At 73.0% G+C, this 18,096-nt stretch carries 15 protein-coding genes; 11 read left to right on the top strand and 4 right to left on the bottom strand.

From position 1 onward, the window contains the following. Window positions 1-185 precede the first annotated feature (185 nt). From aspS to rnd, 3 genes are all read left to right on the top strand, one after another. Window positions 186-1,970, top strand: coding sequence for an aspartate--tRNA ligase (gene aspS, locus AAC134_RS18880; RefSeq protein WP_339950684.1), 1,785 nt, complete (start codon window positions 186-188; stop codon window positions 1,968-1,970). A gap of 163 nt (window positions 1,971-2,133) precedes the next feature. Next, entirely contained in the window at window positions 2,134-2,928 is a 795-nt protein-coding gene (locus AAC134_RS18875) for a hypothetical protein (RefSeq protein WP_339950683.1), read from the top strand. A gap of 126 nt (window positions 2,929-3,054) precedes the next feature. Then, window positions 3,055-4,221 (top strand): ribonuclease D, encoded by a 1,167-nt coding sequence (gene rnd / locus AAC134_RS18870; RefSeq protein ID WP_339950682.1) that lies wholly within the window; start codon window positions 3,055-3,057, stop codon window positions 4,219-4,221. Between the two features lie 439 nt (window positions 4,222-4,660). On the opposite strand, the gene AAC134_RS18865 is transcribed toward rnd, so the two are convergent. Further along, on the bottom strand, window positions 4,661-5,230 hold the full coding sequence (locus AAC134_RS18865; protein WP_339950681.1) for a hypothetical protein: 570 nt from the start codon (window positions 5,228-5,230) through the stop codon (window positions 4,661-4,663). Window positions 5,231-5,643: 413 nt separating this feature from the next. On the opposite strand from AAC134_RS18865, the gene AAC134_RS18860 reads away from it, so the two are divergent. The 3 genes from AAC134_RS18860 (at window position 5,644) to AAC134_RS18850 (ending at window position 7,907) form a co-directional block, all read left to right on the top strand. Then, window positions 5,644-6,078: a SufE family protein gene (locus tag AAC134_RS18860; RefSeq protein ID WP_339950680.1), complete on the top strand. Its 435-nt coding sequence runs from the start codon at window positions 5,644-5,646 to the stop codon at window positions 6,076-6,078. A gap of 220 nt (window positions 6,079-6,298) precedes the next feature. After that, window positions 6,299-7,006, top strand: a complete 708-nt coding sequence (locus AAC134_RS18855) for a B12-binding domain-containing protein (RefSeq protein WP_339950679.1) — start codon at window positions 6,299-6,301, stop codon at window positions 7,004-7,006. 214 nt (window positions 7,007-7,220) lie between these two features. Beyond that, window positions 7,221-7,907: a DUF1638 domain-containing protein gene (locus tag AAC134_RS18850; protein ID WP_339950678.1), complete on the top strand. Its 687-nt coding sequence runs from the start codon at window positions 7,221-7,223 to the stop codon at window positions 7,905-7,907. A gap of 4 nt (window positions 7,908-7,911) precedes the next feature. Here the strand turns inward: AAC134_RS18850 and AAC134_RS18845 are convergent, their stop codons facing one another. Next, a complete protein-coding gene (locus AAC134_RS18845) occupies window positions 7,912-9,138 on the bottom strand; it encodes an MFS transporter (protein WP_339950677.1) in 1,227 nt (408 codons plus the stop codon). A 125-nt stretch (window positions 9,139-9,263) separates the two neighbouring features. Here AAC134_RS18845 and AAC134_RS18840 point away from each other — a divergent pair, with 125 nt between their 5' ends. Then, on the top strand, window positions 9,264-12,347 hold the full coding sequence (locus tag AAC134_RS18840; RefSeq protein WP_339950676.1) for a bifunctional [glutamine synthetase] adenylyltransferase/[glutamine synthetase]-adenylyl-L-tyrosine phosphorylase: 3,084 nt from the start codon (window positions 9,264-9,266) through the stop codon (window positions 12,345-12,347). Next, entirely contained in the window at window positions 12,347-13,252 is a 906-nt protein-coding gene (locus AAC134_RS18835; protein ID WP_339950675.1) for a histone deacetylase, read from the top strand. Before AAC134_RS18840 ends, AAC134_RS18835 begins: the two co-directional genes overlap by 1 nt. 139 nt (window positions 13,253-13,391) lie before the next feature. On the opposite strand, the gene AAC134_RS18830 is transcribed toward AAC134_RS18835, so the two are convergent. Together AAC134_RS18830 and uraD are read right to left on the bottom strand one after the other, a co-directional pair. After that, entirely contained in the window at window positions 13,392-14,024 is a 633-nt protein-coding gene (locus AAC134_RS18830) for a VPLPA-CTERM sorting domain-containing protein (RefSeq protein ID WP_339950674.1), read from the bottom strand. Window positions 14,025-14,162: 138 nt separating this feature from the next. Further along, entirely contained in the window at window positions 14,163-14,684 is a 522-nt protein-coding gene (gene uraD / locus AAC134_RS18825; protein ID WP_339950673.1) for a 2-oxo-4-hydroxy-4-carboxy-5-ureidoimidazoline decarboxylase, read from the bottom strand. Between the two features lie 143 nt (window positions 14,685-14,827). Here uraD and AAC134_RS18820 point away from each other — a divergent pair, with 143 nt between their 5' ends. The 3 genes from AAC134_RS18820 to AAC134_RS18810 are packed head-to-tail and all read left to right on the top strand — an operon-like array spanning window position 14,828 to window position 18,050. Next, on the top strand, window positions 14,828-16,015 hold the full coding sequence (locus tag AAC134_RS18820) for a urate hydroxylase PuuD (RefSeq protein WP_339950672.1): 1,188 nt from the start codon (window positions 14,828-14,830) through the stop codon (window positions 16,013-16,015). 38 nt (window positions 16,016-16,053) lie between these two features. Beyond that, on the top strand, window positions 16,054-16,698 hold the full coding sequence (locus AAC134_RS18815) for a LysE family translocator (protein ID WP_339950671.1): 645 nt from the start codon (window positions 16,054-16,056) through the stop codon (window positions 16,696-16,698). Between the two features lie 2 nt (window positions 16,699-16,700). After that, window positions 16,701-18,050, top strand: a complete 1,350-nt coding sequence (locus AAC134_RS18810) for an 8-oxoguanine deaminase (RefSeq protein ID WP_339950670.1) — start codon at window positions 16,701-16,703, stop codon at window positions 18,048-18,050. Window positions 18,051-18,096 lie beyond the last annotated feature (46 nt).

Here is an 18,096-nt window from a genome sequence, read left to right as displayed (position 1 = left end):
ACCCGCGCCCGCCGGCGCGCCGCCCTCGACCCGCGCCCGCCGGCGCGCCGCCCTCGACCCGCGCCCGCCGGCGCGCCGCCCTTGACCCGCGCTCGCGGGCGCGCCGCCCTTGACATCGGGGGGCCGGTCGGTGATGCCCCTCGCCGACCTTCCGACCGCTTCCGACGCCTCCCGAGGGGATGATCATGCACGCCTACCGCTCCCACACCTGCGCCGCGCTCCGGGCCGAGCACGTCGGCCAGGACGTCCGCCTCTCCGGCTGGGTGCATCGCGTGCGGGATCATGGCGGGGTGCTGTTCATCGACCTGCGCGACCACTACGGCATGACCCAGGTCCTCTGCGATCCCGACTCCCCGGCCTTCAAGGATGTCGAGAAGGTGCGCTCGGAGTGGGTGGTGCGCATCGACGGCACGGTCAGGGCGCGCGCCGAGGACCTGCGCAACCCCAAGCTCGAGACCGGCGACATCGAGGTCTATGTCCGCGGCATCGAGGTGCTGGGCGCGGCCGAGGAGCTGCCGCTGCCGGTCTTCGGCGAGCAGGAATACCCCGAGGAGACCCGCCTGCGGTATCGCTTCCTCGACCTGCGCCGGGAGAAGCTGCACCACAACATCGTGCTGCGCTCGAAGGTGATCTCCTGGCTGCGCCGCTCGATGACCGACCAGGGGTTTCTGGAGTACCAGACGCCGATCCTGACGGCTTCGTCGCCCGAGGGCGCGCGCGACTTCCTGGTGCCCTCGCGCCTGCACCCCGGCAAGTTCTACGCGCTGCCCCAGGCGCCCCAGCAGTTCAAGCAGCTGATCATGGTCGCGGGCTTCGACCGCTACTTCCAGATCGCGCCCTGCTTCCGCGACGAGGACCCCCGCGCCGACCGCTCGCCGGGCGAGTTCTACCAGCTCGACATCGAGATGAGCTTCGTCGAGCAGGAGGACGTCTTCCAGGCCATCGAGCCGGTGATGCGCGGCGTCTTCGAGGAATTCGGCGGCGGGCGCCCCGTGTCGAAGGTGTTCCCGCGCATCCCCTACGCGGACTCGATGCTCAAATACGGCTCCGACAAGCCCGACCTGCGCAACCCGATCGAGATGCAGATCGTCTCCGAGCACTTCCGCGACTCCGGCTTCGCGATCTTTGCCAAGATCGTCGAGCAGGAGGGCAGTGAGATCCGCGCCATCCCCGCTCCGGGCGGCGGCTCCCGCAAGTTCTGCGACCGGATGAACTCCTGGGCGCAGAAGGAGGGCCTGCCGGGCATGGGCTACATCTTCTGGCGCGAGGAGGGGGGCGAGACCGTGGGCGCCGGTCCGCTCGCCAAGAACATCGGGCCCGAGCGCACGGAAGCCATCCGCCAGCAGCTGGGCCTGTCGCTCGGCGACGCGGCCTTCTTCCTGGCCGGCGAGCCCGCCAAGTTCATCGACGTCGCAGGCCGCGCGCGCAACGCGATCTGGGCCGACCTGCAGCCGAACGACGACTGGAAGAACGAGTTCAAGCTCGCCTGGATCGTCGACTTCCCGATGTACGAGAAGGACCCCGACACCGGCGCGCTCGACTTCTCGCACAACCCGTTCTCGATGCCCCAGGGCGGGCTCGAGGCGCTCGAGACGATGGACCCGCTCGACATCAAGGGCTTCCAGTACGACATCGTGTGCAACGGGGTCGAGCTGAGCTCGGGCGCGATCCGGAACCACAAGCCCGAGATCATGTACAAGGCCTTCGAGATCGTCGGCCATGACCAGAAATTCGTCGACGACCACTTCGGCGGCATGCTCTCGGCCTTCAAGTTCGGCGCGCCCCCCCACGGCGGCATCGCGCCGGGCGTGGACCGCATCGTGATGCTGCTGGCCGGCGCCGAGAACATCCGCGAGGTCATCATGTTCCCGATGAACCAGCGCGCCGAGGACCTGATGATGCAGGCCCCCTCCGAGGCGACCAACGAGCAACTCCGCGACCTCGGCCTGCGGCTGATCCCGCGGGACTGAGCGCCGGGCGGGCAGGACCCGCGCCGATCCACGCGCCGCGTCAGGGGCGCGCCGGGCCTCCGGCGCGCCCTTCGCGCAGGGGGCGGGCCGGGCCGGCGTCTGGCTCTCGCGTCTGCGCCATGCGATACCGGCGGGGCGCCTTCCCCTGCCTCGGAGCCCGCTCTTGCTCTATCATCAGGTCACGCCAGATCCGGCCACGGACCAGATCGTGTTCGTGCATATCCGAAAGACGGCCGGCACCGCGCTTGCCGCCTCGCTGATGCAGGGGCTGGGGGCGCACGCGCCGATGCGCACGCCCTGGGGCTCGGCCGAGCGGTCGGAGACGGGCGTGCTGGCGCTGCACGGACCGCTGCGGCGGGCGGCGATCAACCTGGCCGAGGATCTCGGGATCCTCGGGCGCAGGCTGGCGGGGCGACCGGTCCACCTGATGGAGGACCAGCCCTTCTACGGCGCGCACATGATCCTGGGCCAGGCGCCGCCCAGCCCGCGGCCGCGCCACTGGATCACCATCCTGCGCGACCCGGCCGAGCGGTTCCTCTCGGACCACGCCTTCATGCGGGGCAAGCGGGACCGGGCGCGCTCGGACTGTCTCGACCACCGGCTCTATGACCTGGAGCTGGCCGAGTTCGTGGCCGCGATCGAGGCGCGGCCCGAGGTCTATCAGCACGACTACCAGTGCCGGCAGCTCGCGGACGGCAGGCCCGATCTCGAGGCCGCCCGCGCGGCGGTGGACACGCAGTTGTGGCTCGCGGCGGCGCTGCCCCAGATCGACCGGTTCGTGACGCGCATCGGCGAGAAGCTGGGGATCGATTTCCCCCCGCTCGGGCATGTGCGCCGCACGCGGGGGCGTCCGGGGATCGACAGCCTCGACCCCGCGCTCGCCGCCCGGATCCGGGCGCTGAACCCGGGCGACGCGGCGCTTGTCGAGCACACGGCGCGCGCGTTCGAGGGGCTGTGAAGCGCGAGAGAGGGGGCGCCAGGGTCCGCCGCGCTTGTGCCCGCTTGCAAATTGGGTCTATAGCCCCACGCACCCGGGCGCGATGACCGCGCCCCGCTTGCTCCCGGAGGACGACCGGCCTTCCTCATGAATGTCATCAAGGACACACAGGCGCTCGCCGAGTTCTGCGACCGTTGCGCCAAGCACCCCTTCGTCACCGTCGACACCGAGTTCCTGCGCGAGCGGACCTACTGGCCCCAGCTGTGCCTGGTGCAGGTGGCCTATCCGGGCGAGGGCGACGAGACCGCGGCGATCATCGACCCGATCGGGACGGACCTGGATCTCGAGCCGCTGTTCGCGCTGATGCGCGACACCTCGGTGATCAAGGTCTTCCACGCCGCCCGCCAGGATCTGGAGATCTTCTGGAAGCTCGGCGACCTGATCCCCGAGCCGCTGTTCGACACCCAGGTCGCGGCCATGGTCTGCGGCTATGGCGACCAGGTGGGTTACGAGACCCTGGTGCGCAAGATCTGCAAGCAGGGGCTCGACAAGAGTTCTCGCTTCACCGACTGGGCGGCGCGGCCGCTGTCGGAGAAGCAGCTGAATTACGCCGTCGCCGACGTCACCCACCTGCGCCGCATCTACCTGCACCTCGACCAGGAGCTGCGCGATTCCGGCCGCGGTCCCTGGGTGGGCGAGGAGATGGCGGTGCTGACCGACCCCGCCACCTATCGCAACGAGCCGACCGAGGCGTGGAAGCGGCTGAAGACCCGCTCCTCCTCGCCCCGGTTCCTGGCGGTGGCCTCGGCCCTGGCCGAGTGGCGCGAGAGCCGCGCCCAGGAGCGTGACGTGCCCCGCTCGCGCCTGATGAAGGACGACGCGCTGCTCGAGATCGCCTCGGCGCGCCCGACCTCGATGGACGAGCTGCAGCGCTCGCGCTTCCTGCAGCGGGAGGCCCGCAAGGGCGACGTGGCCCGCGAGATCCTGGCCGCCGTCGCCCGGGGCCTCGAGACGCCCGAGGACGAGACGCCCGAGCGGGAGGCGCCCAAGGCCTCGCGCAAGGGGTCCGAGGCGCTGATCGACCTTCTGAAGGTGCTGCTCAAGAGCCGGGCCGAGGATCTGGGGGTGGCGCCCAAGCTGCTGGCCTCGTCCGAGGACCTGAACCTGATCGCCGCCGAGGATGAGCCGGACGTGCCGGCGCTGTCGGGCTGGCGGCGGGCGGCCTTCGGCAACCTGGCCCTGCAGCTCAAGCGCGGCGAGATCGCGCTGAGCGCCAACGGCACGGATATCGAGATCGTCGAGTTCGACGACTGACTGCGCCCTGCGGGGCGGGTTGACTGACCGCGCCCTGCGGGGCGAGGTGACGGCCGCGCCCTGCGGGGCGAGGCGAGCGGGCGGAGCGGGCGAGGGCCGGCTCCGCCCGCTGGCGTTTGCGTCCGGCGCGGGCGGCCCTCGCGTCCGCTGCGCGTCCGCATCGCCCCGCCCGGCCGTCCCCGTCGCGGCGACGGGGCGCCAGGCGGCGGGTCGGTCGAGGCGCTCGCTGAGGGGCGGCGACGGGTCGGGCGAAGGCCGCCGGGCGGGAGGGTGGCCGCGTCTTCAGGCCAGGGTCCCGGGAGCGGCGGATGGCGGCCTTCGGCGCGGGCTCGTCGCTGGTTCCGTCCGCCGCGGCCTGTCTCGGGCGCCTTGCGGCGCCCGCCAGACCGCCGCGGGTTGCCCAACCGCGGCGGCCGGAAGACCCTACTGGCCGAAGACCCTACTGGCCGATGCGCGGGGGCGTCGGCGGGGCGGAGGCGTCGTTGCCCGTCTCGGTGTCGCGGGTGGGCGCGACGGGGGTGAACACCGCCTGGGTGCGCGGCCCCGTGGTCTGGGAAGCCTGGGTCGGGGACACCGTCACCCGCAGAGCCGCCGCGCTGCCCCCGGCATAGACCCGCACGCCCTGCGCGCCGACCAGGTCGGCCGCGGGAATCGTGCGGTCGGCGCGGATCGGCAGGCGGGCGGGGGTTCCCGGCTCGCCGCCGTTCAGCTCGGGCGGCGCGGCCACCAGGTCGAACTCGAGGAAACCGTCGGGCCCCGGCCGGCCGGCGTTGCGCGGCTCGAGCGCGGCGCGGAACCAGCCGGTCGCCGGAGCCGTGCCATGCGCGGTCAGCAGGCGGCCGCGGTAGGTGTGGCCGATCTCCAGCGACTCGACGCTGGAGGCGGGGCGGTAGACGTAGCTCGGGCCGGCGGGGCCGGGCGCTCCCTCGGCCGGAGGCGTGCCGGCGTCGGCCGGCGGCGCCTCCTCCTCCCCCCAGCCGCACCCCGACAGCGTCAGCGCCGCCGCCATCGTCGCGGCCGCGGCCGGCCGTCCCCATCCGCGCGTTCCTCGCCGCAGAACCATGCTCGTCGTCCCCGTCATTGCGCTCGTCGTCTGGCCTTCAGGCCCGCCGCGCCCGCGCGCTCCGAAAGAAAAAGGCAGGCCCCGGCGCCGCTGCTGGCGGCGGCGCGCATCACGCCACAGCGCGCCCCGAAAGGAAAGGCCCGCCCCCGGTTTCCGCCACGCCCCGGCCCCGCCCCACGCCCGCGGCGGCCCGCCTTCACGCGTCGCCGGCCGACCCGCGCCCGCGAGGGGGACGGTCGGGCGGGGCGTTGCGGCCGCGCAGCGGACGCGAGGGCCGCCCCGACCGTCCCGGACGTACGCCAGGGGGTGTTGCCGCGCCGGCCGCGGAGCCTTAGGTGGAGCCCAATCAGGAGATCGCCATGACCGACGCCCCGCAGGCCTTCGAGGACATCGCCGCCGACTTCGAGTTCCTCGACGACTGGGAGGACCGCTACGCCCATGTCATCGACCTCGGCAAGAAGATGCCCCCGCTCCCCGACGCCCTCAAGGGCCCGGAGACCCGGGTCGACGGCTGCGCCAGCCAGGTCTGGATCGTGCCGCGGATCGAGGAAGGCGCCCCCCGCCTCCTGCATTTCGACGGGGATTCGGACGCGCTGATCGTGCGCGGCCTGATCGCGGTGTTGCGCGCGCTCTACTCCGGCCGCCCGGCGCGCGAGATCCTCGACACCGACGCCCAGGCCCAGTTCGCCCGCCTCGGCCTGACCGAGCATCTCAGCTCCCAGCGCTCCAACGGCCTGCGCGCGATGGTCGCGCGGCTGCGCGCGCTCGCCGAGGCCGACGCTGCGGGCGCCTGAGCCGCCCGCCCCTTCGCAGGCGCAGCGAAACCGGGGCGCCGCCCGCCCGAACGACGGCCGAAACGCCCCGCGGGCCGCCCTCGACGACGCGGGACGAGGACATTGCGTCGCGTTTCCGCCGTGCGTCGCCTGCGCAAGCGTTCTATCGTGCCCCGCAACGACCGCGACGCGCGACGCCCCGGATGCCCGGCGCGCCGTCCAGACGCAGAAAGGCCAGGCCATGGCGGACGAAGACGACGACATCGTCCTTTCGGAGCTCGACAACGACGAGCTCGTGCAGCAGATGCACGACGACCTCTACGACGGTCTCAAGGACGAGGTCGCCGAGGGCGTGAACATCCTGCTTGCGCGGGACTGGGCGCCCTACAAGGTCCTGACCGAGGCGCTGGTCGCCGGCATGAAGGTGGTCGGCGACGACTTCCGCGACGGCATCCTGTTCGTGCCCGAGGTGCTGCTCGCCGCCAACGCCATGAAGACCGGCATGACCATCCTGCGCCCCCTGCTGGCCGAGACCGACGCCCCCAAGATGGGCACCATGGTCATCGGCACCGTGAAGGGCGACATCCACGACATCGGCAAGAACCTGGTGTCGATGATGATGGAGGGCGCGGGCTTCGACGTGGTCGACCTCGGGATCAACAACTCGGTCGAGAACTACCTCGAGGCGCTGGAGCGGGAGGAGGCCGCGATCCTGGGCATGTCCGCGCTGCTGACCACGACCATGCCCTACATGAAGGTCGTCATCGACCAGCTCAAGGAGAAGGGGCTCCGCGAGCAGATCATCGTGCTCGTCGGCGGCGCCCCCCTCAACGAGGAGTTCGGCCGCGCCATCGGCGCCGACGCCTACTGCCGCGACGCCGCCGTGGCGGTCGAGACGGCCAAGACGCTGGTCGCCGCGCGCAAGCACAACCAGGTCCCCGCGGGCTGATCGCCCGCGCGCCTGGCGAAGGGCGCTCCGTCGCACGGGCTCTCGCCCCCGCACCGCAAGCTCACGGTCCTCACGCCCCCGGATCTCGCGACCCCGGGCGCCGCGGGGGCCGCGCTGCGGCGGCCTCGATCGGGGGCGGTCGCTCGGAGGGCGCCCCGACGCTCGATGGGCCGCCCCGCACCTGACCACGACCCGTCGCCGCGCGGAGGACACGATGACCTCGCACACCCCCCCGCCCGTCGCGCCCGGGCTCGACGACGGCGCCCTGACGGTCGAGGGCCTCTCGGCCCCGGCCGCCGCGCCCGAGGGCGCGCCGCGGGTGCGCCTGATCGCCTGCGGGGCGCTCGCGCGGGAGATCCTGGCCCTGATCCGCCTCAACGACTGGACGCATCTCGACCTCAAGTGCCTGCCGGCCCAGCTGCACCTGCGCCCCGACCTGATCCCCGACGCGGTCGAGGCCGAGGTGCGCCGCGCCCGCGCCCTCGGCGATTTCGACGCGGTGAAGGTGATCTACGCCGACTGCGGCACCGGCGGCCTGCTCGCGACACGCTGCGCGGAGCTGGGCGTCGAGATGATCCCCGGTCCCCACTGCTACAGCTTCTTCGACGGCAACGAGATCTTCGCCGCCCGCGGCGACGCCGAGATGACCTGCTTCTACCTGACCGACTTCCTGGTCCGTCAGTTCGACGCCTTCGTCTGGCGGCCCATGGGCCTCGACCGCCACCCCGAGCTGCGCGACATGATCTTCGGCAACTACACCACCCTCGTGCATCTCGCCCAGGTCGAGGACCCCGAGCTCGACGCCAAGGCCGAGGAGGCCGCGGCCCGCCTCGGCCTCGCGCACGAACGCCGCTTCACCGGCTATGGGGACCTGGCGGGCTTCCTCGCCAGGGCCGGCTGAACCCTCAGGCCGCCGCCGGCGCGCCGGCGCGGCGCAGGTACACCATCAGCCCGGTGAGGATCGCGAGGTTCATCGTCCCGGCCGCCAGGGCCACGCCGAAGCCCGCCTCGTAGCCGCCCGTCAGGTCGAACAGCGCCCCCGCCTGCCAGCCCCCGATGCCGTGGCCCAGCCAGCCGAACGCGCCGATGATCCCCATCGCCGAGGCGCGCCTGGCCGCCGGCGACAGCGCCCGCGCGGTGGTCAGCACTCCGGTCATCACGCCCGCATAGCCGAAGCCGTAGAGCACCGCGTAGACGTAGAACCCGTCGAGCGTCGCGAACCGCGTGAAGCCGAACACCATCAGCGTCTGCCACAACGAGGCCGTGGCATAGGCCGGCAGCGCCCCCATCACGTCCGCCAGCCGCCCGAAAACCAGCCGCCCCAGGATCCCCGAGGCGAGCATCGCCACCATCACCCCGCCCGCATCCGTCGCCGCCAGACCGCAGCCCTGCATCAGGGGCGCGAGATGCATCAGCGGCACCGACATCAGCGTGCAGCAGCCCACCACCGCCACGCTCATCAGCGCGACCACCGTGCGGTGGGGCAGCACGGTGGGCAAGGTCATGTCCGCCCCCGCGACCCCGCCCGCGGGCGCGGGAGGCTCGCGCATCAGCAGCGCCAGCGGCACGCACACCGCCAGCGTCGCCGCCCCCAGCCCCATGAAGGCGCCGCGCCAGCCCAGGGACTCGATCATCATCGCCGAGAGCAGCGGCACCGCGCCCTGGCCCAGCGCCTGGCCGGCCGAGGCGATGCCCAGCGCCATGCCGGCGCCGGCCACGAACCAGTTGCCCACCAGCGCGATCAGCGGCGCGAAGAAGGCCGCGCCCCCCAGCGCGCCCGCCACCGCGAACAGCACATAGAACTGCCACAGCGCCTGCGCCTGGCTGGCCGCAGTCACGCACAGGCCCATCACCACCGCGCCGAACAGGCACACCGCCCGCGTGCCGAGGCGCGGGGCAAGCCGCCCCATCACGATGCCCCCCGCCGCCAGACCCACCACGCCGGCAGTGTTGATCAGCGCCACGTCGCCTCGCGCCCAGCCGAACTCGGTCTCCAGCGGCACGAAGAACACCGACAGCCCGTTGACCATCTGCCCCATGCTCAGCGCCAGCAGCACCGCGGCGGCGAAGACCACAACCCAGCGGTAGCGATGGGGCGCCGAAACGGCGACGGATGGGATGGCGGCGGCCACGGGCGATTCCTCCGGCTTTTTAGTGTGCTTTCCTTATGGATGCGCCTCGCGCTTCCCCTGCGCAAGGCCCGAGGGCGCCGACGCTCGCGCGTTGACACGCCCGGCCCGGCGGCGAGGATGCCCCCATGACAGCCCAGCCCTTCGCCTCCCGCCTGAACCGCGCCCCGCTCGCCCACGATCCCGCCCGCGGGTCCGAGGCGTGGGAGGCGCTCTCGGCCCATCTCTGCGCGCCCGAACTTCGCCCGCTGATCGAGGGGGCGGGCGGCTCCTCGCCGTTCCTGCACGGCCTGATCGGGCGCGAGCGCGAATGGCTGGCCGACGCGCTGACCGGTCCGCCCGAGCCTGCGCTCGAGGCCCTGATCGCCGAGGCCCGCGCCGTGGCCCAGGCCGACACCGCCCAGCGCGCGGGGATCCTGCGCCGGGGCAAGCGGCGGCTTGCGCTGCTGACCGGGCTTGCGGACCTGGGCGGGGTCTGGGACCTGGACGCGACCACGGCGGGGCTGTCGGACTTCGCCGACGCCGCGGTCGAGGGCGCCCTGCGCGGCCTTCTCGCCGACGCCTTCGCCCGCGGCCGCCTGACCCTGGACCCCGAGGACGCGGCCGGCACGGCGGGGCTGTTCGGTCTCGCCATGGGCAAGGGCGGCGCGCGGGAGCTGAACTATTCCTCCGACATCGACCTGATCTTCCTGTTCGATGAGCAGCGCCACGACCCCGAGGCCTATGCCGAGGCCCGTTCGCGCCTGGTGAAGGTGGTGCAGGGGGTCAGCCAGCTGCTCTCCAAACCCACCGGCGAGGGCTATGTGTTCCGCGTCGACCTGCGGCTGCGGCCCGATCCCTCGGTCACCCCGGTGTGCATCGGCATGGAGACGGCCGAACGCTACTACGAATCGCTCGGCCGCACCTGGGAGCGGGCCGCCTTCATCAAGGCCCGCGCCTCGGTCGGCGACGTGGCGGCGGGCGAGGCCTTCCTCAACCGCCTGCGCCCGTTCGTGTGGCGGCGCTTTCTCGACTTCGCCGCCATCCGCGACGCCCATGACATCCGCGAGCGGATCCGCGCCCATCGCGGCGGCGGCGGCCCGATCACCGTCCCCGGCCACAACGTGAAGCTCGGCCGCGGCGGCATCCGCGAGATCGAGTTCTTCGTGCAGACCCGCCAGCTGATCTGCGGCGGCCGCGACCCCGCGCTGCGCGACCGCGGCACCCGAAGCGCCCTGCGGGCGCTCAGCGCCGCCGGCTGGGTGGGGGAGGAGGCGGCCCACGAGCTCGACGCCGCCTATGTCGCGCATCGCGAGCTCGAGCATCGCCTGCAGATGATCGAGGACCGCCAGACCCAGACCATGCCCACCGGCCCCGAGGCCCGCGACCGGGTCGCGGCCCTGGCCGGCTGGGCCGACCGCGACGCCTTCGAGGCCGACATCCTGGCGCGGATGGAGCGGGTCTCGGCGATCTCGGAGGCGTTCTTCCAGCCTCCCGGCGCGCCTGCGCCCTCGGCGCGCGAGGCCGCCCCCGACCTCGCTTCGCGCGGGTTCGAGCGGCCCGAATACGCCGAGGGGATCATCGACCGCTGGCGGCAGGGCGCGATCCCGGCCACCCGCTCGACCCGCGCGCGGTCGCTGCTGGCGGGGCTGGAGCCGCGGATCCTGCAGGCGCTGGACGCCGCCGCCTCGCCCGACGACGCGCTGGCCCAGTTCGACCGGTTCCTCTCGAGCCTGCCGGCCGGCGTGCAGGTGTTCTCGCTGTTCGAGCAGAACCCCCGGCTGATCGACCTGCTGGCCGAGGTCTGCGCGGCCTCCCCCCGGCTCGCCGAGGCGCTGGGGCGATCCTCGCGCGTGCTCGACGCGATCCTGGCCACCGACTTCTTCGAGCCGTTGCCCGACGCCGACGCCCTGACCGCCGAGCTGACCGAGTGGCTGGGGCGGGAGGACGACTACGAACGTCAGCTCGACGCCGCCCGCGCCTGGGCCAAGGAGATGCGGTTTCGCATGGGCGTGCAGCTGTTGCGCGGCATCGCGGGGGCCGAGGAGGCCGGGCAGGGCTTTTCGGCCATCGCCGAGGCCGCGATCCGGGCGCTGTTCCCGCTGGTCGAGGCCGAGTTCGCCCGCCGCCACGGGCCGCCTCCGGGGCGCGGCGCCGCGGTTCTTGCGATGGGGCGGCTGGGCTCGGGCGAGATGACGGCGACCTCGGACCTCGACCTGATCGTGCTCTACGACGCGGCGGGGCAGGAGTCCTCGGACGGCCCCCGGCCGCTGTCCTCGCCGGCCTGGTTCGCCCGCTTCACCCAGGCGCTGATCTCGGCGATGACCGCCAAGACGGCCGAGGGGGAGCTCTACGAGATCGACATGCGGCTGCGGCCCTCGGGGCGCCAGGGGACGGTGGCGACCTCGATCGCGGGGTTCCGCGACTACCAGGCCGAGCGGGCCTGGACCTGGGAGCGGATGGCCCTGACCCGCGCGCGTCCGGTGGCGGGGCGGGACGATCTGCGCGCCGACGTGGCGGCCGCCGTCGAGGCGGCGCTGCGGCTCGCGCGACCTGCCTCCGAGGCCTGGACCGGCGCGGCCGAGATGCGCGCGCGCATCGCCGAGGCCGACAAGGGCGGACGCGAGGACCCCTGGGCGATGAAGCGCCACCGGGGCGGGTTGATGGACATCGAGTTCGCGGCCCAGGCGGCCCTTCTGGCCGCGGCAGGCGAAGCGCCCCCGCCGGTTGACGAGGACGCGCCGTCGCAGGGCGACGAGGACGCGCCCCCGCCGGGCGACGAGGACGCGCCGCCGCCGAGCGGCGAGGACAAGGCCACGCTGCCGATGGGCGGCGCCTCGGCCCCCCGCGCGCTGGCGGCGCTCGAGGCGGCGGGGCGACTCGCGGCCGCCGACGTCGCCGTGCTGGCAGAGGCTCACGACCTCCAGTCGCGTCTGCTGCAGGCCCTGCGGGTCGCCACCGGCGGCGCCTTCGACCCCGCCGCGGCCGGCCCCGGCCCGATCGCCGCCCTGCTGAGGGTGTCGGGCGAGGCCGACATCGATGCGCTCGCCGCCCGGCTGACGGCGGCGCGGGAGGCCGCCGCCGAGGTGGTCGACCGTCTGCTGCCCGCGCCCGGGAGCGACGAGGGCGAGGGCGGCGGCGAGGCGCCCGGCGGCGGGGCTGGCGGCGGATCCGGCGGCGGGGCTGGCGGCGGGTCTGGCGGTGGGGCAGGGCGCAAGGCGGGGGGCGGCTGATGCGTCTGCCCATCGTGTGGCATCCCGACTACGTGGTCTCGTTGCGGCCCAACCACCCGTTCCCGATGTCGAAATACTTCTACCTGCGCGAGGCGCTGGAGGCCCGCGGGCTGATGGAAACCGGCGGCTGGCTGGCCCCCGCGCCGCTGAAGGCGCTGCAGGTCGCGGGGGCCCATGACATCGGCTATGTCGAGCGGGTCATCGCCTGCACGCTCGACGCCGCCGAGACGCGGCGCATCGGCCTGCCCTCGACTCCCGCGGTGGCGCGGCGCGCGCAGCTGTCCTCGGCCGGGACGCTGCTGGCGGGGCGGCTGGCGCTGGACCGGGGGCTGGCGGTGAACGCGGCCGGGGGCTCGCATCACGCGGGGCCGGACTACGGCTCGGGCTACTGCGTGTTCAACGACGTGGCGGTGGCGGCGCGGACGCTGGCCGACGAGGGCTCGGCCCCGCGGATCCTGGTGGTGGACTGCGACGTGCACCAGGGGGACGGCACCGCCTGGATCTTTGCGGGCGATCCGCGGGTGTTCACCTTCTCGATCCACGCGCAGAAGAACTTTCCGGCGCGCAAGGCGGTCTCGGATCTCGACGTGGGGCTGGAGGACGGGATCCGCGACGACGACTATCTCGCGCGGCTCGCCGCGGCGCTGGACGAGGCGGTGGAGCGGGCGGCGCCCGATCTGGTCTTCTATAACGCGGGGGTGGATCCGTGGGAGGGCGACCGGCTGGGGCGGCTGGCGCTGAGCCTCGAGGGGCTGCGGCGGCGGGACCGGCTGGTGCTGGAGACGCTGCGCGGCCGGGGCCTGCCGGTGGCCGCGGCGCTGGGCGGGGGCTACTCGCGCGATCCGCACGAACTGGCCGCCCGCCACGCGATCCTGTTCGAGGAGGCCGCGACGCTCGCCGCGTGACGCCTTCGATCCGCAAGCGCTTGCTGCGGCGGCCGTTCGCGGATCCCGCCTTGCGGCGGCGCCCCCGCGCGCCCTGCCCGGAGGCCGGCTCCCGCCCACCCACCCCGCCGCCCTCCGGCCAGGGCGCGCGGGGGCGGGGTCAGGCGGCGCGTCGGCTGCGGCGGCGGGACACCAGCGCCAGTCCGGCGAGCCCGGCGGCCAGAAGTGGCGCGGCGGCGGGCAGCGGGATCGGCGTCGTGGCGGCGCCGTCGCTCAGCGTGAAGGCATGGCCGCGGTTGTAGGCGGTCCAGCTCAGTTCGCTGCCGGCGGTGCGGTACTGGGTGGCAAGCGATGTCGGATTGGCCGCGCCCCACGACCAGGCCGAGGACGCGTAGGCCGAAAACCACCACGTGCCAGCGGCCAGAACCACATCGGAGAAGTCGAGCGTATAGGTCAGCCGCCCGCCTGTCGCAGAGGCGGTGCTGTAGTCGGCCGAGGCGACGGCGAAGCTGTAGCTTGCCGTGGCGGCCGGCGCGCCGGCGGCGTCGGCATAGAAGTTGAGCGTGAAGCTTGCAGGCGATTCCGCCGAGCCCAGCAGCGTCGCCTCGCGCACCGTGACCTCCGAGGTCAGGTCGAACTGGGTCGCGATTTCGTACTGGGCGAGATAGGCGGGCGAGCTGTCGTTCGCATTGCTCTCGTCCACCCCGCTGTCGAAGATGACGACGGCCTGCGCCGGCGCCAGCGGGGACAGAGCCAGAACGAGAAGCGATGCGAAAGTGATCGGTCGAAGCATTTTACGCACACCCGGATACGCAGCCTGACTGACTGTCAGGGACTCTGAAGATGATGAACGTTAGCCCCAAAGATGAATGACGGGCAAGGATTATGTCGGGCCATCAGCATCTTCCGTTGCGGAAGTCGCGGGCCCCGTTCAGTTTTCCGCCATCGCCTCCAGCCGCAGGAGGGCGATGCGGCGGACCTGGTCGATGGCCTCGGCGCGCTCGGCCTCGGGCTCGGCCTCGACGCGGGCGCGGAAGTTTTCCAGGATCTGCTCCCGGTGACGGCCCTTCACCGCAAGGATGTAGGGGAAGCCGAAGCGGGCCTGGTAGCGGTCGTTGAGGGACTGGAACTCTGCCAGCTCGTCGGGGCTGCACTGGTCGAGGCCGGCGCCGGCCTGCTCGGCCGTCGAGTCGGCGCTCAGCCCCCCCGCCAGCGCCAGCCTGCCGGCGAGGTCGGGGTGCGCGCGCAGGAGGGCCAGACGCTCGTCCTCGCTGGCCGCCGCCACCTGGGCGTGCAGCGCGCCCGAAAGACCGCCCGCGGTCGCCGTCTCCTCGCCCAGGCCGGCGTCCCAGGCGCGCTCGGCCACCCAGGGGGAATGCTCGTAGACGCCGCCGAACCGCGCCACGAAGGCGTCGCGGGTCATCTCGGCGGGGGCCTGGGGGAACACGAACATGGCGTCTCCTTCAAACAGCGGGCGACGCCGTGCTGCGGCGCCGAAGCGCCCGTGGCGAGCGCGAAACGCCCTTGGCCGGGGCGGTCCTGCGCAGATAACCTCCCCTCCCAGGAAATAAAGACCGCATACGGGGGACGCTGCCCATGGAGGCGCTTTTTCACGACTGGATCAGCTTTCTGGTCCGGGCCGCGCATATCGTGGCCGCCATCGGGTGGATCGGCTCCTCGTTCTATTTCATGGCGCTGGACTACTCGCTGCGCCACGACCCCGAGCTGCCCAAGGGGGTGAAGGGCGAAAGCTGGTCGGTGCACGGCGGCGGCTTCTACCAGATCCGCAAGTACTCGGTCGCGCCCGAGAAGATGCCGGCCATCCTGCACTGGTACAAATGGGAGGCCTACTCGACCTGGCTGACCGGCTTCGTGATGCTGGCCGTCACCTACTGGTGGGGGGCCGAGGGGCTGCTGATCGACCGCTCGGTCGCCGACATCCCTGTCGCGCTCGCGGTGCTGATCTCGGCCGGGTCGCTGTTCGTGGGCTGGGTCCTCTATGACCGGCTGTGCAAGAGCCCGCTGAAGGCCAACCCGCCGCTGCTGTTCGCAGTGCTCTATGTGGCCATCGTGTTCATCTGCTGGCTGTATGGGCAGGTGTTCTCGGCCCGCGCGGCCTGGCTGCACACCGGAGCGCTGATCGCCACGATGATGTCGGGCAACGTGTTCATGGTGATCATCCCCAACCAGAAGAAGGTGGTCGAGGTCCTCAAGGCGGGCGGAGAGCCCGACCCGGCCTATGGCGAGATCGCCAAGCTGCGCTCGACCCACAACAACTACCTGACGCTGCCGGTCGTCGCGATGATGATCTCCAACCACTATCCGGTGGCCTTCGGGCATCCGCTGAACTGGGTGATGGTGGCCTTCGTGCTGGCGATCGGCGGCATCGTGCGCCACTTCTTCAACAACCACGACATGGGCCGGCACGGCTGGGCGATCCGCTGGCAGCTGCCGCTGGCCTCGTTCCTGCTGATCGGGATGATGTGGCTGTCCTCCTGGCGGCCCGACCAGCTGCAGGCCGATCTCGAACCGCAGCGGGCCATGGCTGTGGTGGCCAGCCACTGCTCGACCTGCCATGCCGCCCGGCCGACGCATGAGGGTTTCGACGAGGCGCCGGGCGGGGTGATGTTCGACGATCTCGACCAGATCCGCGCCCATGCGCCCAAGATGCTGGCCCAGGCGGTGATGTCCAACATCATGCCGCTGGGCAACGAGACCGGCATGACCCCCGAAGAGCGCGCGGTGCTCGGCGCCTGGTTGCGCGCCGGCGCGCCCGCGGAGTAGGGCGGAGCCATGTCGCCCTCGCCCCGGAGCCCCGCCCGATGAGCCTTCCCGTCGCCCCCGAGACGCTGGCCCTCTTCGTCCCCGTGGCGCTGGCGCTGAACCTGACGCCGGGGGCGGACATGCTGTTCTGCCTGGGGCAGGGCGCGCGCTCGGGGCCGCTGGCGGGGGTGTCGGCGGCGGCCGGGATCTCGGCGGGCAGCCTCGTGCATGCGGCCGCGGCGGGCGTGGGGCTGGCCGCGCTGATGGCGGCCAACCCGCTGGCCTTCGAGGTCGTGCGCTGGGCCGGCGTCGCCTACCTGGTCTGGCTGGCGGGGCGGGCCTTCTGGGACCTCGCGCGGGGGCAGGGCATCGGCGGAGGGCCCTCGGCCGCCGCGATGCGCCCCGGCGCGGCCTTCCGGGCGGGACTGCTGGTGAACCTGCTCAATCCCAAGGTGGGGATCTTCGTGCTGGCGCTGGTGCCCCAGTTCGTGCGGCCCGAGGCGGGCTCGATCCTGGTGCAGTTCCTGGTCTTCGGCGCGGTGCTGGGGATCGGGGGCATGGCGATCAACGGGGCGGTGGGGCTGTCGGCGGGCCATATCGGGCGGGCGCTGGCGCGCTCGCGGCGGATGACACAGGCGATGCAGGCGGCGACGGGGACGATCTTCCTCGGCCTCGCCGCCCGCCTCGCGATGCAGAGGGCCTGAGGATGGGCACGCTTCTGGTGCGCAACGCCGCGGTGCTGGCGACGATGGACGAGACCCGGCGCGAGATCGCCGGCGGCGGCCTCTTCGCGCGCAACGGGGTGATCGAGGCGGTGGGGCCGACCGCGACCCTGCCGGCCGAGGCCGACGAGATCCTCGACGCCTCCGGCTGCGTGGTGACGCCGGGGCTGGTCAACACCCACCACCACCTGTTCCAGACCCTGACCCGCGCCGTCCCCGCGGGGCAGGACGCGCTGCTGTTTGGCTGGCTGCAGTCCCTCTATCCGATCTGGAGCCGCATGGGGCCCGAGGAGATCCACTCCTCCGCGCTCATCGGTCTGGCCGAGATGGCGCTTTCGGGCTGCACCCTGTCCTCGGACCACCTCTACATCTTCCCCAACGGCGCGCGGCTCGAGGACGAGATCGACGCGGCCCTGCGCCTGGGCGTGCGCCTGCACGCGATGCGCGGCTCGATGAGCGTGGGCGAAAGCGCGGGCGGCCTGCCCCCCGACGCGCTGTGCGAGAACGAGCCCGCGATCCTCGAGGACTGCATCCGGGTGATCGACGCCCATCACGACGCGCGGCCCGGCGCGCTGATCCGGGTGGGGGTGGCGCCGTGCTCGCCGTTCTCGGTCTCGCCGGGGCTGATGCGGGATTCGGCGCTGCTGGCCCGCGACAAGGGCGTGATGATGCACACCCACCTGGCCGAGAACGACGAGGACATCGCCTATTCGCTGGAGAAATTCGGCCAGCGCCCCGGCGACTTCGCCGAAGGGCTCGGCTGGGTCGGCGAGGACGTCTGGCACGCCCACTGCGTGAAGCTCGACGCCTCCGAGATCGCGTTGTTCGCGCGCACCGGCACCGGCGTCGCGCATTGCCCCTGCTCCAACTGCCGGCTCGGCAGCGGCATCGCGCCGGTGCGCGCCATGCGCGACGCGGGCGTGAAGGTGGGGCTGGGGGTTGACGGCTCCGCCTCCAACGACGGCGGAGACCTGCTGGGCGAGGCGCGCCAGGCGATGCTGCTGCAGCGCGTCTCCCGCGGGGCCGACGCGATGAGCGCGCGCGAGGCGCTGGAGATCGCGACGCTCGGCGGCGCGCGGGTGCTGGGGCGCGAGGATCTCGGCGCGCTGACGGTCGGCAAGCGCGCCGACTTCGCGGTGTTCGCGACCGACGGTCTCGCCCAGGCCGGCGCCTGGGACCCGCTCGCCGCCCTCCTGCTCTGCGCCGACGCCCGCGCGCGCGAGACCTATGTCGAGGGCCGCGCCGTGGTCCGCGAGGGCCGGATCGCGATGGCGGGGTTCGGGGCCGAGGTCGAGACGCATCGGGCCTTGGCGCGGCGGCTGGCGGAGGGGTAGGGCGCAGGTCAATGCGCCGTCCGCGCTCCGCCGCCTCTCGCGCCAT

The sequence above is a fragment of the uncultured Albimonas sp. genome (genome assembly GCF_963977235.1).
GTDB lineage: Bacteria > Pseudomonadota > Alphaproteobacteria > Rhodobacterales > Rhodobacteraceae > Albimonas.
The sequence above is the reverse complement of the archived record's forward strand: the minus strand, read 5'-3'. Positions and strand labels throughout refer to the sequence as shown.

What these genes read in the sequence shown, in the direction of transcription:
- rnd (WP_339950682.1), top strand. Translation starts at nt 3,055, where the DNA reads ATGAATGTCATCAAGGACACACAGGCGCTCGCCGAGTTCTGCGACCGT.
- AAC134_RS18810 (WP_339950670.1), top strand. Translation starts at nt 16,701, where the DNA reads ATGGGCACGCTTCTGGTGCGCAACGCCGCGGTGCTGGCGACGATGGAC.
- AAC134_RS18865 (WP_339950681.1), bottom strand. Translation starts at nt 5,230, where the DNA reads ATGGCGGCGGCGCTGACGCTGTCGGGGTGCGGCTGGGGGGAGGAGGAG.
- AAC134_RS18830 (WP_339950674.1), bottom strand. Translation starts at nt 14,024, where the DNA reads ATGCTTCGACCGATCACTTTCGCATCGCTTCTCGTTCTGGCTCTGTCC.
- AAC134_RS18840 (WP_339950676.1), top strand. Translation starts at nt 9,264, where the DNA reads ATGACAGCCCAGCCCTTCGCCTCCCGCCTGAACCGCGCCCCGCTCGCC.
- AAC134_RS18860 (WP_339950680.1), top strand. Translation starts at nt 5,644, where the DNA reads ATGACCGACGCCCCGCAGGCCTTCGAGGACATCGCCGCCGACTTCGAG.
- AAC134_RS18855 (WP_339950679.1), top strand. Translation starts at nt 6,299, where the DNA reads ATGGCGGACGAAGACGACGACATCGTCCTTTCGGAGCTCGACAACGAC.
- AAC134_RS18820 (WP_339950672.1), top strand. Translation starts at nt 14,828, where the DNA reads ATGGAGGCGCTTTTTCACGACTGGATCAGCTTTCTGGTCCGGGCCGCG.
- AAC134_RS18835 (WP_339950675.1), top strand. Translation starts at nt 12,347, where the DNA reads ATGCGTCTGCCCATCGTGTGGCATCCCGACTACGTGGTCTCGTTGCGG.
- AAC134_RS18815 (WP_339950671.1), top strand. Translation starts at nt 16,054, where the DNA reads ATGAGCCTTCCCGTCGCCCCCGAGACGCTGGCCCTCTTCGTCCCCGTG.
- AAC134_RS18850 (WP_339950678.1), top strand. Translation starts at nt 7,221, where the DNA reads ATGACCTCGCACACCCCCCCGCCCGTCGCGCCCGGGCTCGACGACGGC.
- uraD (WP_339950673.1), bottom strand. Translation starts at nt 14,684, where the DNA reads ATGTTCGTGTTCCCCCAGGCCCCCGCCGAGATGACCCGCGACGCCTTC.
- aspS (WP_339950684.1), top strand. Translation starts at nt 186, where the DNA reads ATGCACGCCTACCGCTCCCACACCTGCGCCGCGCTCCGGGCCGAGCAC.